Raw genomic sequence first — 14,964 nt, forward strand, 5'->3', positions numbered from 1 at the left:
CCTACTGCGCCTCCTCCGACCAAGCTAATGCTCCGTCAACAAATGTCATAAGTGTCTTTCCTTTGACTGTCCACCCTGTAAATGGTGTATTGACAGCCATTGATTCAAATGCTTCTGCATCAATTGGTGCAGCTGTTGCTAAGTCAAAAACTGCAATATCTGCTGGTGCACCAATTGTTAGTGTTCCTGCGTTTAATCCAAAAATTTCTGCCGGTTTCACTGCCATCCAATCAATCACTTGTTCTAATGTGAAAATGCCTGTTTCGACAAAGTTCGTATAAATCAATTGGAAGGCCGTTTCACTACCGACAATACCAAAAGGTGCGTTTAAAAATGATTGTTGTTTTTCTTCTAAACCATGGGGCGCATGGTCGGTAGCAATACAGTCAATCGTGCCATCTAACAAGCCGTCAATCAATGCTTGTCGATCTGCTAAACCACGTAATGGCGGGTTCATTTTCCAAAACCCTTCGTCACCAGGAATATCCTCATCGACTAAAATTAAATGGTGTGGCGAAACTTCGGCTGTTACGTGAATCCCTGCTTTTTTAGCATCTCGAATAACGCGCACGCTTTCTTCTGTTGAAACATGACAAACATGATAATGAACGCCTGTTTCTTTTGCTAAAGTAATATCCCGAGCAATTTGTGAAGCTTCCGTTGCACTTAAAATCCCTGGTAGGCCTAATTTCTTAGAAACTTCTCCTTCATGCATCACACCACCAAATAATAAAGATTCATCTTCCGTGTGCGCAACAAGCGCCATATTTAATGCAGCCGCTTCTTTCATGGCTAAGTACATCGTTCCTGCCGTTTGGACACCAACACCATCATTCGTAAATGCAAAGGCGCCCGCTTCTTTTAAGGCCTTCTGATTGGTTAAAACTTCACTCCGTAGCTCTTCTGTAATGGGGGCATATTGTAAAACTTTCACGACTGCATCTTTTTGAATTAAGTCGTAAACCTCACTTAATTTTTCAGCCGTATCTGGTACTGGATTCAAATTGGGCATTGCGCAAACCGTAGTAAAACCACCGCGAGCAGCAGCTTTACTACCCGTTTTAATCGTTTCTTTATACGTAAAGCCTGGTTCTCTAAAGTGAACATGCACATCCACCAAGCCTGGCGTGATTAGTTGCCCTTTCGCATCAAACACTTGCTCAAAATCTGCTTCGTCAAACGATTCTCCGATTGCGTGAATCACACCATTTTCTAGCCAAAGTGCTGCCTCAATCAATTGATTCTCTTTTTTGATGATTTTTCCATTCTTAATTAACGTCTTCATTTCTCCACCTAGGCCTTTCCATGTAAAATTGCTTCTAAAATTGCCATGCGCATAAAGACTCCGTTACTCATTTGCGCGACGATTCTTGATTGCAGACTTTCCACTAATTCATCTGCCAGTTCAACATCCCGATTGACTGGCGCTGGATGCATAATAATTGCGTGTTTCTGTAAACGAGTTGCCCGTTCGTTGGTTAAACCATATTCCAAATGATAGCCTTCTTTTGAAAAACTTTCCTTACCATCATGACGTTCGTGCTGCACGCGAAGCAACATCATCACATCGACTTTTTCAACAATTTCATCTAATGGCACATATTGTCCATAGACATCAAACTGATGATCGTACCACTCTTCTGGACCTGAAAAATAAATTTCAGCGCCTAAACGGTTTAATAACTGCATATTTGATTTAGCAACGCGAGAATGTGTAATATCTCCCACAATCGCCACTTTCAAGCCTTCAAATCCACCAAATTCTTCATAAATGGTCATCAGATCCAATAAACATTGTGTAGGGTGTTGTCCACTCCCGTCCCCACCGTTAATAATAGAACATTGAATCGTTTTACTTTGAATCAATTCATCGTAATAATTTTCTTTACCATGACGAATGACTGCTACATCTACACCAATTGCCGACATCGTTAGTACTGTGTCGTATAACGTTTCTCCTTTTTGAACAGAACTTCTACTTGCTTCAAACTCAATCACTTCTAAGCCTAATTTTTTCTCAGCTACCTCAAAACTTTTATGTGTTCGAGTACTATTTTCAAAAAACAAGTTTGTTGCAAAATATTGACGTTCTTCTGGGTGCCATTTTGCCCCCTGTTTAAATTCTCCTGCGCGACGGATTAACCCCATGACTTCACGGTCGGTTAAAGCCTCTGCAGTTAAAAGATGTTTTAAACTAATTCGTTCAGATGTAATAATCATTCGTCCAGTCCTCCTACTGTTCTTCGCTACGTGCGTTTTCCGGTAAAATTAAATTCAAAACAATTCCTAAGACGGTTGCTAATGCCATTGAAGACAATTCAAAGGTTCCTACTTTGAAGACTAAGCCACCAATGCCGATGACTAAAATTACTGAAGCAATCAATAAATTCTTTTTCTTATCAAAATTAATCTTATTATCGATTAAGATTTTCAAACCACTTGCGGCAATCACACCGAACAAGACGAAACTAATTCCTGAAATAACTGGTCCTGGGATACTTAGAATCAAGGCACTTAATTTCCCAACAAAGCCTAAAGCTACAGCGAACACCGCGGCTCCACCAATCACGAAGACACTGTGTACTCTTGTAATTGCCAGCACGCCGATATTTTCACCATAACTTGTAACTGGCGGTCCACCAACAAAACCTGCTACAATTTGCGCTAAGCCATCTCCCATTAAAGTTTTAGATAAGCCTGGGTCTTGGAAAAAGTTGCGCTTGGTTAATTTATTCAAGACCATTAAATGACCAATATGTTCTGTCATTGTTACAAAAGCAATTGGTGCCATTGTTGTAATGGCATTTAAATACAATTTCGGTTCATATTGAACAAAAGGTACTTCAAAATTCGGTAAAGCAAACCAAGCAGCTTCTTTAATAGGGGTTAAGTCAATAATTCCGAAAGCTAAAGCGACTAGGTACCCACTGACAATTCCCAAAAGAATTGGAATTAATCCTAGGAAGCCTTTGAAAAACATGTTGTAAAAAATGGTTAAGCCTAAAGTAATTAAGGCTACGGCAATATATTTAAAATCATAAACGTTGTTGTTATACATTGCGTTATTTGCGGCATTAGCTGCCAAGCCTAAACCGATAACCATCACGACAGGTCCTACAACGATAGGCGGTAAAATTTTATCCAACCAGTCGGAACCAATTTTTTTAATGATTAATGAAACGATTAGGTATACCAAGCCGGTTGTCATAGCACCTTGGGCAATGGCTGGATAACCATCACTCTTCATTAACATCTGCATCGCTGCAATAAAAGCAAAGCTACTGCCAAGATAAGCGGGGATTTTTCCTTTTGTAGTAATCAGATAGACCATTGTTCCTAATCCTGAACTGACTAACGCAATCCCTGGGTCAATTCCTACTAAGATTGGTACTAAAACCGTTGCACCAAACATCGTAAATAAATGTTGTAAACTTAGGCCAACCCAGTGAAAAGCTTGCGGTCTGTCTTTAATATCTAAGACTGCATCCTCATTTCGAAATTCTTTTTCTGACAACGTTGTTCACTCCTTTTTATTCGTTTCCTTTACTGATCATAATACGATCTGCGCCGTCACGCTCTTCCATTTCCACAATAATTTCCTCAGTTTTTGATGTTGGAATATTTTTCCCTACATAATCGGCACGAATCGGTAGTTCCCGATGCCCACGATCTACTAAGACTGCTAAAGAGATTTTTCTTGGACGACCTAAATCCATAACAGCGTCCATCGCAGCACGAATGGTCCGGCCCGTGTACAAGACATCATCCACTAAAATAACTTCTTTACCTTCAATTGAGACTGGTACGTCAGAAGAATGTAATTCAGGTTCCTCCATATCTTTCACATCATCACGATACAAAGTAATATCTAATTCACCAACTGGCACGTCAATATCTTCTAATTGTTTTAAGCGTTCGGCTAGACGTTGTGCAATGTATATCCCACGCGTTTTAATTCCTACTAAAACAATGTCTTGAATTCCTTTGTTTCTTTCAATAATTTCATACGAGATTCGAGTAAGCGCTCGTTTCATTGTGACTGCGTCAACAACTTCTTTCTTTGGCATAATAATTTCCTCCTCATTTCTTTTTTATCTACGTCCTCGCTGTCTTGGGGTCAGCGATTCTTCCTTCAATTGAGCAGCTGAAAAATAAGTGGGTTTTTATTGAAATTGTCCTGTTATTTTTTCCAACAAAAAATCCTCCTACCCGTATGAGGATAGGAGGATGTTGGTTACAGTTTAAAAAGGTACAAGGGTACCATGTAGCCCACACAACTTACTAACTAAGCGCACCTAGTGTTCTTTTGCATGATTCCTTCTTAGCCTCACGGGACTAAACTTAAAGGTTACAGTTATTTAGTTATTTTTCTTCTTAAAAAAGAGTTTACCTCTTCTTCAGAAAAAAATCAATGATTATTTCTTAATTGGTGTAAAGTTTTTTCAAAAACTTCTGGTAAAGGTGCTTCAAAGACTAATTGTTCACCTGTAGTAGGATGTGTAAAGCCTAATAACTTCGCATGTAAAAATTGTCCATTGCCAGGCAATGTTTTTTTCGGTCCATATAATGGATCTCCAGCTAATGGATAACCGATATATTTCATGTGAACACGGATTTGATGTGTCCGGCCTGTTTCTAGTTGTAATTCAACTAAGGTAAATGCATCAAAACGCTCTAAAACAGTAAAATGCGTGACTGCTTCTTTACCGCCTTCAATGACCGCTTGCATTTTGCGGTCAACCTTGGAACGACCAATAGGCGCATTTATCTCTCCCTTATCGTGAGGAATAACACCGTGGACTAAGGCGACGTATTTGCGTAACGATGTTTTTTCTTTTAGCTGTTTTGCTAATGATTCATGGGCTTGATCATTTTTAGCCACCATCAATAGCCCCGAAGTATCTTTATCAATTCGATGAACAATTCCCGGTCGCACCACATCATTAATCGCCGATAAGTGATCCGCATGATGAAGTAACGCGTTCACTAATGTACCCTTGGGATGCCCTGCCGAAGGATGAACGACCATGCCTTGAGGTTTGTTGACAACAATCACATCATTGTCTTCATAAACAATGGTCAAAGGAATATCCTCTGCTACCATATCTAGCACTTCTGGTTCAGGAATTGTTACAACAATTTCATCGCCTGCTGTAACTTTGTAATTTGCGCGGACCGTTTCACCATTAACTGTTACGTGTTTTTCTTTTAACCATTGTTGAATTTGCGAGCGGGAATGATTGGGTAAATGTTCACTTAATACTTTGTCAATCCGGCCTTTTTCTGTTTGAATCGTTACGTTAATTTGTTCCATTTTTGCCTTCCTTTGCTGCTTTTTCATCTAAAATCAAATAAATAAATATACAAATAACGCCGACCACTAACGTACTATCTGCAACATTAAAAATAGGAAAATTCATAAAATCCGTTTGGAGCATGTCCACCACGTAGCCTAAACGTACACGATCAATAAAATTCCCAATGGCACCTGCTAAGACAAAAGATAAACCTACAGAATACCAGATACTCTTTTTATAATTCTTAATTAATAAATAAATAATCACGACACTAACTATTACTGTGATGACATAAAAGAATATCATCTTTCCTTCTAACAAGCTCCAAGCGGCTCCGGTATTTCTTAAATGGGTCAGCGACAAAAATCCAGGAATGAATTCTTTTGTTTCACCCAAAGAAATGTTTTGGACCGTCAAATATTTGCTCCATTGGTCAAGCCCTACTAATAAGGCACTGATTAAAAAATATGCTACTAACAATCGCGTCATTCCTTTTCTCTATGAATACTTGCTAAATCTCTTGGTCGAACAATGCCTACTAACTCACCATTAGGATGGCCACTTTTACTAATAAGCACAGCTTCTAAGCGTGGCTGCTCCCGAAACATTTGTTCAACTTCAAAAACGGTTGCTTCAATTGAAACAAATTGATAGTTGCTGCGTTTATAATTTGATGCCAACAATTCTCGCACCGTTCGGTTGGCAATGTGAACTTCGCCTTTGGTGCTCTCAATGGCAAACCATACACCAATCCCTCGAACCGTGACTAATCCTTTAAATACACCTTTTTCATAAATCGGAAATTGAGAATATTGTTTTTTTGCAATAATCGTTAATAACGTTTCTAAAGAAGTGGTGATTTCAAAAGCTGTAACACGTTTCGCAAATTTAGGCACTACTTTTTCTGGTTTTGTTAAAGCTTGTTCAATCGTTTCAATTCGTTGAACTGCCCATTCGTTTGGCTCTGCAATTACAAAATCATCAGCAATTCGCTCATGAACGATGGCATTTCTTAACTGAGCCATTTGAAGCAAATCCTCTTCAAATTGAGCAATCTGTCCTTTTTCTTTTCGGGAAAGACGTCTTGTCATTTCACTGAATCCCATATTGACAGGATTGTTCAGTCTCTCTCTCATCCACTTTTCAATGCGATTAAAGTGTGCTAAAAATGTATCTGCTCGTTCCCCCATAGTCGTTGCTCCTTATAATAAACTACGCAATAAATTTCCGTCATTATTTTTTATTGAGCTACTTTCAAGTATATACTAAAAATAGGTCTCAGGAAAGAGCGGCTTTAAAAGAGACCGCTCGCTTGACCCGTTTCGTCCACATCCATATTTAACGCAGCAGGAACCTTCGGCAAGCCAGGCATCGTTAAAATGTCACCCGTTAACGCCACGATAAACCCCGCACCGATTTTTGGAACTAGTTCACGAATCGTAATCGTAAATCCTTCTGGCCGTCCTAATTTTTGAGGATCGTCAGAAAGTGAATACTGTGTCTTCGCCATGCAAATTGGTAATTGATCCCAACCATTTTTTGTAAAGTCTGCAATTTGTTTTTCTGCTTTCGGAGAAAAAATCGCCTGTTCCCCGCCGTAAATCGTTTGTACAATGGCTTGAATTTTTTCTTCAATTGTTTGGCGAGGGTTATATAAAGGTTGAAACTGTTTTGTATTGGCTTCAATCTCTGCTACTACTGTTTTCGCTAGATTCGTACCACCTGCGCCACCTTGCGCCCAAACACTTGTTAACTCGACGGGCACGCCTAACGCTTGGCAGGCTTCTTTCAATAGTTGAATTTCTTTTTCTGTATCCTGTGTAAACTCATTAATTGCAACAACTACTGGCACATCATAACGTTGCATGTTTTGAATATGTTTTTCTAAGTTGGCAAAGCCTTTTTGTAACGCTGGTAAATTTTCTTCTGCTAACTGATCTTTCGCCAAACCGCCATGCATTTTCAACGCGCGAATCGTTGCCACAATCACAACGGCATCGGGTGCTTTTCCTAAAGAAGGTACTTTAATATCTAAAAATTTTTCACCACCTAAGTCGCCACCAAAACCTGCTTCTGTTACGACATAATCCCCTAGATGCAAAGCCGTTTTTGTCGCTAAAATACTGTTACATCCATGAGCGATATTGGCAAAAGGACCACCGTGAACAAAAGCTGGAGTTCCTTCAATCGTTTGAACTAAATTAGGTTTTAAGGCGTCTTTTAATAATAAAGTCAGCGCACCTGCCACGTTTAAATCTTTAACCGTCACCGGCTCTCTTTGGTCATTATAGGCGACAATAATCCGACTTAAGCGTTCTTTTAAGTCCGTTAAATTTTGCGCTAAACAAAGAATCGCCATAATTTCGCTTGCCACAGTAATATCGAAACCGTCTTCTCTTGGTACACCTTGGAAAGGACCGCCTAAACCAACAACGACCTGTCTGAGCGCACGATCATTTAGATCCACTGCCCGTTTCCAAATCACCCGTCGAGAATCAATCTTTAATTCATTTCCTTGCTGTAAATGATTATCTAGTAACGCAGCTAAGGCATTATTGGCTGTCGTAATCGCATGCATATCACCAGTAAAATGCAAATTGATTTCTTCCATTGGTAATACTTGTGCGTAACCGCCACCTGTTGCGCCACCTTTAATCCCCATCACAGGACCTAATGATGGTTCTCTTAGGGCAATAACTGTTTTTTTATTGATTTGATTTAATGCATCTCCTAAACCAATGGTCACGGTTGACTTTCCTTCTCCTGCTGGTGTTGGATTAATCGATGTAACGAGGATTAATTTACCTTCTGGTTGCGCTTCTAAGGATTGAAGCGTTGGAAAATCTATTTTCGCTTTGTATTTTCCATAAAGTTCGAGCGAATCTTCTGAAAGACCGATTGTTTCGGCAATCTCTTGAATAGGTTTTAATGTTGCTGCTTGTGCAATGTTAATATCTGTCTTCATAACGGACCCCTTTTCAATTCTTTATCGTCTTTGTGACACATTGTTTCTTTTAAATTATAGCTTGTATTGAATAGAATGGCTAGAAATAACCTTTTTTAAACAACCCAACCATTGACGTTTGGTAGCCTTTTCTCGTATAATGAAAGTGTCTTTACAAATCTAAAAGGAGCGTGAATTGGATGCAAAAAGGAATTGTCAAATGGTTCGATAACAGAAAAGGTTATGGTTTTATCGTTTACAACGAAGAAGATGAGATTTTTGTCCACTTCACTGCTATAGAAGGTGACGGATTCAAATCACTTGATGAGAATCAATCTGTAGAGTTCGAGATAATGGAAGGCAATCGTGGGCTACAAGCAGCACATGTCAAAAAAATAGATAACTAAAAAAGCTGAACCAACAACGCTTTGCTCCAAAAAGTAAGTAAACGTAGCGTTTGTTTCAGCTGATTATTTTAAGATTTTGAGAGTGGGTCACCAGTCGTTTCGACTTATGACTCACTCTTGTTTTTTTCTTCTTTTTTATGAAGGCCCAAAGAATGATCTTCTGCTACCTTCAATTCAGGCTTTTTTACCTTAAGTGCCTCAAGAAATAACGGAATCGTTTTCTTTTTCATTAAAAAGACTTTTGAGCCTTCCTTAAATTCTGAGGAAAAAATTTCGATGCTTTTTTCATTGTAGGTTACTTTTTCTATCTGAGAAAGCGGAAGTGCTTTTTTGCGAAACCACAAAACATCTCTGACAATTAAAGATGTTTCTGTCATATTAAAAGACCGCGCAATTCCTAGATAAGCAAACACAAAAAATGGAACCATCACCAGATTACTAATCAAGTAAGGACCATTATTTTCCAATGCTAAAATTAAACTAATAAATAATATACAAAATGTGCAAGACCAGTAAATAATTGTTGATGCTAATTCTGGCTGCCAATAGAATTTCTGTTTTTTCATAAAGTGCCCTCACTACTTCTGGATCAACGCCGCTAAATTTAAATATGTTATAATAGTAACATACTTTTTTTAAGAACAAAAAGAAATTAGGAGTAATTTTATGTTAAGAATTTATGTAGATGCTGCAACAAAAGGCAATCCAGGTGAATCTGGCGGCGGTATCGTTTACCTTACCGACCAATCGCGGCAACAATTGCATGTGCCTTTAGGCATTGTTAGTAATCACGAAGCCGAATTTAAAGTGCTGATTGAAGCTTTAAAACAAGCGATTGCCAATGAAGACAATCAACAAACCGTTCTTCTCCACTCAGATAGTAAAATTGTTGTCCAAACAATTGAAAAAAACTATGCTAAAAATGAAAAGTACCAGCCTTATTTAGCAGAATATCAACAACTAGAAAAGAATTTTCCTTTGCTCTTAATCAAATGGCTACCTGAAAGTCAAAACAAAGCGGCCGATATGCTTGCACGGCAAGCATTACAAAAATTTTATCCCAATAAAAAGTAGCACTGTTTACTTAATGCTTTTCCTTTATTAATTTGATAATTAAACACGTGGAGCAAAAATTCCAAGTGATTTTTGCTCCACGTTTAAAAACAGATAAACGGTTCTGTCTCGACTTCTTCTTATAGCCACTTATTCTTTTGTCGTTATTTCCGCAAATTGCCCATTGGTTAGCGAAAGGATTGCTTCAGGCGCTAATTCAATTTGCATGCCACGTTTGCCTGCAGAAACAATAATTGCAGAATATTGTTGAGCTTCTTCAGCCAAATAGGTGGGAAATTGTTTTTTCATCCCAATTGGTGAACAGCCCCCACGAATATAGCCTGTGGTTGCTTCTAAATCTTTTAAGTGAAGCATTTCTACCTTTTTGTTGCCACTAGCTTTCGCTAATTTTTTCAAATCTAATTCTTGATTACCAGGAATGACAGCCACGACTGGACCTGTTTTATTACCTACTGTAACCAAGGTTTTAAAAATTCGTCCTTTTTCAATACCTAAACTTTCAGCGACACTTTCTGCACTTAAATGATCTTCACTCCAAGCGAATTCATATTCTTTATATGGTACTTTATGTTGTTCCACCATGCGCATCGCATTCGTTTTTTGTTGTGTTTTTTTCTTTGCCACTTTTTTCACCTTCTGAATCACTTGTTTTGTTCGAATGTCTTTAAATAATTTCTTAATACTTGTACGGATAGTTGGCCTGGTGCAGACGCTTGCTGGGCGGAGCCAAAAGTTAGTGCCGATCCGAACAGTTGACCTGTTACGCGACTAATCATCCCTAACTGTCCCATTGACATAGTAACGATTGGAACGGATGCATAATGGGTGTACATTTCATTGGTTGCTGAAAGTAACGTAAGTACATCTGTCGCATCTTGTGGCATCACAGCTATTTTACAAATATCTGCCTGACGCATTTGCATTTGGCGTAACCGCGCGACAATCTCCTCTTGCGACGGTGTTTTCTGAAAGTCGTGATTACAGAGAACAATTTTAATCCCCGCCTTTTTAGCTTCGTGAATTAACGTATCTGCCGCCAGCGGATTCGCAAATAATTCAATATCCAATAAATCCAACGCACCCTTTTTTACTAATTCATGATACAATGCAAAATAATTTTCCTCGGAAAAAGCCATTTCGCCGCCTTCTTTTTGTGTACGAAAAGTTAACAATAACGGTTTTTGCCCCAACCGTTCCATTACTTGTTGTGAAAGATTACATACATCGGAAAAATCAGCGACATTTTCATAATAGTCTAAACGCCATTCCACCAAATCACAATCTAGTGTTTGGCTCGCCGTTGCTTCGGCCAAAATATCCTCGGCTGTTGGAGCAACAATGGGCACCACAATTTTGGGATTCCCTTCACCTATTCGCACATTTTTGACTATAACTGGCTTCACAGTTCCACCTAACTTCCTCGTTTGTTTTTCTCTCTTCATATCATACCATTTCTATTCTTTTTTGCAATTTAAAGAGCTACAAAGACACCTAGAATTAGGAATTTCCTAACACTAAATGCCTTTGTTTGGGTTATTTAACTCTTTCTATTGTTACGTTAAACTTCCGTACTTTGTAACTGATACATATCCGCATAAAGGCCACCTTCTGCCAGTAACGTTTCGTGCGTTCCTCGTTCTACAATCTGCCCTTTGTCTAAAACTAAAATCAAGTTTGCGTCACGAATCGTCGAAAGGCGATGCGCAATCGCAATTGTCGTTCTCCCTTGACGCATTTTGGCTAATCCTTCTTGAATCAATCCTTCTGTTTCTGTATCAATATTAGCGGTTGCTTCATCTAAAACTAAAATTTTGGGATCAGTCACAATCGTTCGTGCAAACGAAATTAATTGACGTTGCCCGCTAGAATAACTCGCTCCTCGTTCAATGACTTTCGCATGATAGGTATTGGGTAACGTGTGAATAAATTTATCTGCCTGAACAAATTCCGCAGCCTGTTTAATTTGCTCATCTGTAATATTGGGATTCAGTAAACGGATATTTCCAGCAATATCTCCATAAAACATGAAAGCGTCCTGTAATACTAAGCCCATCTTTTCCCGTAATTCTGTCATGGGAAAATCACGAATATCACGATCATCAATTAAAATCTGCCCTTCATAAAATTCATAGAAACGCATGAGTACATTAATAATTGAACTTTTACCACTTCCTGTATGACCGACTAAAGCGACGGTTTCCCCGGGATTTGCGACAAAGCTAATATTTTTCAATACTTCGTTTTTGCCGTCATAAGAAAAAGTAACATTGCGAAATTCAATTTTCCCGCGGATAATTTCCCCATTCGCACCTACTGATTGTTGCGGCGTTAATTCTTCCGTATCCATAATTTTTAAAATACGACTACCTGCGACAATCCCATCTGTAAAGATACTTAGGAAGTCCATCATTTGTGTCATCGGATTAAAAAAAGCTTGGACATACGTTACAAAAGCATAAATCATCCCCGCTTCTACAGGAGAATGTAAAGCATCGATGCCAAACATAGTTAAGGCCAATGCAATCGCCAACGTATACAACAAATTAATGATGGGACTTAATAATAACGAATTCATACGAATCATTGCTACTCGTGTTTTTAAATAATCATCATTGGTTTCCTCAAATTCTTTTTCCAAACGCTTTTCTTGGCGAAATTGTTGAATGATTTGCATCCCAGAGATGTATTCATTTAGTTTGGTATTTAATTGACTTAATTTTTCCCGCATACTGCGATATAATTTTGAACTAAATTTTTGGTAATACCAAATCACAACTAATAAAATCGGCAAGAAAATTAGACAATAAAATGAGATTTCTGGACTGAGTTGAAACATTGCAAAAAATGACGAGATTACGGCAAAAATTCCTGTAATCACCATTAAGAATACATACCAGAATTCAAACAATGTTTCTGTGTCATTTGTAACACGAGACACCGTCGAACCCGCTGGTGTTTGATCAAAATAACGCATACCTAAAGTGTGTAATTTTTCAAATAATTTCACTCGTATATATTGATACGTTTTTAAAGAAGCCATCGAATACAAATACCATTGGAAAAACCAAACAATACTTTTGACAATGACACCAAAAAAATAAATAGCAGCAAAAGTTAGAATCACTTGCATTGTAGCAGTTTTAGGCGTTAAATAATTATCCATAAAAACTTGAATGACTCTAGGCAAAAGAATATTGATAATTGATAAGCCAAATGCAAAGAGAATAGCTGTGTAAAACATGCGTCGAAACGGTTTGGCAAAACGAAACAAACGCTGAACAATCGTTAATTGTTCTTTCATCGGTAACTCTCTGGACCATTCGGATTGATACTTTTCTTCCATTAACTCTCACTCCCTTCAATTTTCGCTTCTAATTGCTGTTTTTCCCACATCCGCTGATACCACCCCTTCTGAGCCAGTAACTCCTGATGCGTCCCCCGTTCAATAATTTTCCCTTCATCCAACACTAAGATTTCTTTGGCATGCATGACACTACTTAAACGATGCGCTGTAATAATAGTGGTTTTTTCTTGGCGCGTTTCTTTTAGATTTGATAAAATCGCCTCTTCAGTCTTCGCATCGACTGCAGATAAGGCATCGTCTAAAATTAACAATTCTGGTTCAACAATCAAGGCCCGTGCAATAGAAATCCGTTGTTTTTGTCCTCCAGAAAGCGAAACGCCACGTTCCCCAACCATTGTGTCATAGCCTTCAGGGAATGCTTTAATTTCTTGGTTAATAAATGCTAATGCTGCCGCTTGTTCAACTGCTGCTTGTTCCAAGTGTGGTTTAGCAAAACGAATGTTATCTCGTACCGTCATTGAAAAGAGAAAATGGTCCTGTGGTACGTATCCCATTGCACCCATCAATGCATCTAATGTGTAATTTTTAATGTTATGTTTTCCAAAGGAAATCGTTCCTTGGTATTGGTCATATTCACGCATCAACAACTTCAAAATAGTGGTTTTACCAGCGCCTGTTTTACCAACAATCCCCAAGGTTTCTCCTTCTTGCAACGAAAATTGGATATTTTCCAATGCCACTGCCTCTTCTTTTGGATAAGAAAAAGAATCAATCTTCATTGAAATTGTCCCTTGCGCCATTGTTTTGATGGCATCTTTTCGTTCGATAATATGCGTTTTTTCATGTAATAATTCGTTCACACGATCGTAACTAGCATTCCCACGTTCTAACACATTAAATAAGCGCCCAATCGCAAACATTGGCCAAACTAGCATCCCAATATAGGCAATGAAAGAGACCAACTGACCTAAACTAATCGTTCCTTCCATGATGAAACGACCACCAATAATAATTGTCAAAACATAAGAAACACCAATAATCAGCGTAATAAACGGATCAAATAGTGCATCTAAAAAGTTCGTTCGTTTATTTTTGACGATAGCATCATCAATTTTCTCTGTAAAATCAGCAAGATCTTCTTTTTCTTGCCCAAATGTTTTAATGACTTTAATTCCAGTGATACTTTCTTGTGTTTTATCATTAATCGCTGAAAAAGCAGCTTGTGAATCTCGAAAGGCATCATGCAACTTAGAACCTAGAACTCGTGAGGTGACCGCTAATAAAGGCAGCGGTAATAAAGCAATTAATGTTAAGCGCCAATCAACAAATAGAACCATTGCGATAATCGTTGTTCCTCCCGTAATCACAGAGTCAGCAAACGTTAAAATCCCAGCTCCAGCCACATTTTGGATGGCATTTAAATCATTGGTAGCATGCGCCATCAAGTCACCTGTCCGATATTTCTGATAAAAGATGCTATCCATTTTTGTGAAATGATGAAATAATTGAGTCCGTAGCTCTTTTTCCAAACGAGCGGCACTCCCCCAAATATGCATCCGCCAAATATAGCGAAAAAGATATTGGGCAAGCCCAGCACCAATCAAGAGTGCAACCCACACGATAATTTTCGTTAAGCGAATTTCTTTGTTAACGATTTCATCTACAACGACGCCAATAACTTTGGGCGGGACTAATTGAACAAGAGCGACCATCATTAATGAGAAAACCCCAATAATATAACTTTTTTTCTCTTGCTTAAAAAACCAGCCTAATTTTTTGAATATGGACATTTAGTTGTCCCTCCTTTTACTTTGTTGTTCTACGAAGACTACTTTCGAGCTAGAAGGTTTCTTCGTTATTGTTGTTTTTGATTAAACGTTTCGCTCTTTTCCTCCTAGATTATCCTATTCTCCCGCAAAACAACAAAAAAACGGACTG

General features: G+C 38.4%; 15 protein-coding genes. 2 read left to right on the forward strand and 13 right to left on the reverse strand.

Features of this window, described 5'->3' with window-relative positions; genetic code table 11:
- Window position 1: 1 nt before the first annotated feature.
- The 8 genes from IGK27_RS07165 to IGK27_RS07200 form a co-directional block, all read right to left on the reverse strand.
- On the reverse strand, window positions 2-1,285 hold the full coding sequence (locus IGK27_RS07165; RefSeq protein WP_002364044.1) for a dihydroorotase: 1,284 nt from the start codon (window positions 1,283-1,285) through the stop codon (window positions 2-4).
- 8 nt (window positions 1,286-1,293) lie between these two features.
- Window positions 1,294-2,220: an aspartate carbamoyltransferase catalytic subunit gene (locus tag IGK27_RS07170; protein ID WP_002357411.1), complete on the reverse strand. Its 927-nt coding sequence runs from the start codon at window positions 2,218-2,220 to the stop codon at window positions 1,294-1,296.
- Between the two features lie 13 nt (window positions 2,221-2,233).
- Window positions 2,234-3,514, reverse strand: coding sequence for a solute carrier family 23 protein (locus IGK27_RS07175; RefSeq protein WP_002357410.1), 1,281 nt, complete (start codon window positions 3,512-3,514; stop codon window positions 2,234-2,236).
- 16 nt (window positions 3,515-3,530) lie between these two features.
- Window positions 3,531-4,070, reverse strand: coding sequence for a bifunctional pyr operon transcriptional regulator/uracil phosphoribosyltransferase PyrR (pyrR, locus tag IGK27_RS07180; protein WP_301280621.1), 540 nt, complete (start codon window positions 4,068-4,070; stop codon window positions 3,531-3,533).
- 338 nt (window positions 4,071-4,408) lie between these two features.
- A complete protein-coding gene (locus IGK27_RS07185; RefSeq protein ID WP_002357408.1) occupies window positions 4,409-5,314 on the reverse strand; it encodes an RluA family pseudouridine synthase in 906 nt (301 codons plus the stop codon).
- Window positions 5,301-5,777: a signal peptidase II gene (gene lspA / locus IGK27_RS07190; protein ID WP_002357407.1), complete on the reverse strand. Its 477-nt coding sequence runs from the start codon at window positions 5,775-5,777 to the stop codon at window positions 5,301-5,303. The genes IGK27_RS07185 and lspA overlap by 14 nt, the downstream gene beginning before the upstream one ends.
- A gap of 5 nt (window positions 5,778-5,782) precedes the next feature.
- Complete coding sequence (locus IGK27_RS07195; protein ID WP_002357406.1) at window positions 5,783-6,487, reverse strand: CBS domain-containing protein; 705 nt, start codon at window positions 6,485-6,487, stop codon at window positions 5,783-5,785.
- Between the two features lie 104 nt (window positions 6,488-6,591).
- Window positions 6,592-8,262 carry a formate--tetrahydrofolate ligase gene (locus IGK27_RS07200; RefSeq protein WP_002357405.1) on the reverse strand — a complete coding sequence of 557 codons (1,671 nt, stop codon included), beginning with the start codon at window positions 8,260-8,262 and terminating at the stop codon, window positions 6,592-6,594.
- A gap of 179 nt (window positions 8,263-8,441) precedes the next feature.
- Between IGK27_RS07200 and IGK27_RS07205 the strand changes: the two genes are divergently transcribed.
- The gene (locus IGK27_RS07205; RefSeq protein ID WP_002357404.1) at window positions 8,442-8,648 is read left to right on the forward strand and encodes a cold-shock protein; all 207 of its coding nucleotides are present in this window, start codon (window positions 8,442-8,444) and stop codon (window positions 8,646-8,648) included.
- A 104-nt stretch (window positions 8,649-8,752) separates the two neighbouring features.
- Here IGK27_RS07205 and IGK27_RS07210 read toward each other — a convergent pair whose 3' ends face one another.
- The gene (locus tag IGK27_RS07210; RefSeq protein WP_002357403.1) at window positions 8,753-9,214 is read right to left on the reverse strand and encodes an EbsA family protein; all 462 of its coding nucleotides are present in this window, start codon (window positions 9,212-9,214) and stop codon (window positions 8,753-8,755) included.
- A gap of 100 nt (window positions 9,215-9,314) precedes the next feature.
- Here IGK27_RS07210 and IGK27_RS07215 point away from each other — a divergent pair, with 100 nt between their 5' ends.
- Window positions 9,315-9,722 (forward strand): ribonuclease HI family protein, encoded by a 408-nt coding sequence (locus tag IGK27_RS07215; RefSeq protein WP_002357402.1) that lies wholly within the window; start codon window positions 9,315-9,317, stop codon window positions 9,720-9,722.
- A 129-nt stretch (window positions 9,723-9,851) separates the two neighbouring features.
- On the opposite strand, the gene ybaK is transcribed toward IGK27_RS07215, so the two are convergent.
- The 4 genes from ybaK to IGK27_RS07235 all read right to left on the reverse strand — a co-directional run bounded on the left by ybaK (window position 9,852) and on the right by IGK27_RS07235 (window position 14,816).
- Window positions 9,852-10,367, reverse strand: a complete 516-nt coding sequence (gene ybaK / locus IGK27_RS07220; protein ID WP_002382387.1) for a Cys-tRNA(Pro) deacylase — start codon at window positions 10,365-10,367, stop codon at window positions 9,852-9,854.
- The gene (aroD, locus tag IGK27_RS07225; RefSeq protein ID WP_002357400.1) at window positions 10,364-11,125 is read right to left on the reverse strand and encodes a type I 3-dehydroquinate dehydratase; all 762 of its coding nucleotides are present in this window, start codon (window positions 11,123-11,125) and stop codon (window positions 10,364-10,366) included. The genes ybaK and aroD overlap by 4 nt, the downstream gene beginning before the upstream one ends.
- Before the next feature lie 155 nt (window positions 11,126-11,280).
- Entirely contained in the window at window positions 11,281-13,065 is a 1,785-nt protein-coding gene (locus tag IGK27_RS07230) for an ABC transporter ATP-binding protein (RefSeq protein ID WP_002357399.1), read from the reverse strand.
- The gene (locus IGK27_RS07235) at window positions 13,065-14,816 is read right to left on the reverse strand and encodes an ABC transporter ATP-binding protein (protein WP_002391275.1); all 1,752 of its coding nucleotides are present in this window, start codon (window positions 14,814-14,816) and stop codon (window positions 13,065-13,067) included. Before IGK27_RS07235 ends, IGK27_RS07230 begins: the two co-directional genes overlap by 1 nt.
- Window positions 14,817-14,964: the final 148 nt, after the last annotated feature.

Source organism: Enterococcus sp. DIV0236 (assembly GCF_050558525.1).
In the GTDB taxonomy this organism is placed as follows: Bacteria; Bacillota; Bacilli; order Lactobacillales; family Enterococcaceae; genus Enterococcus; species Enterococcus faecalis.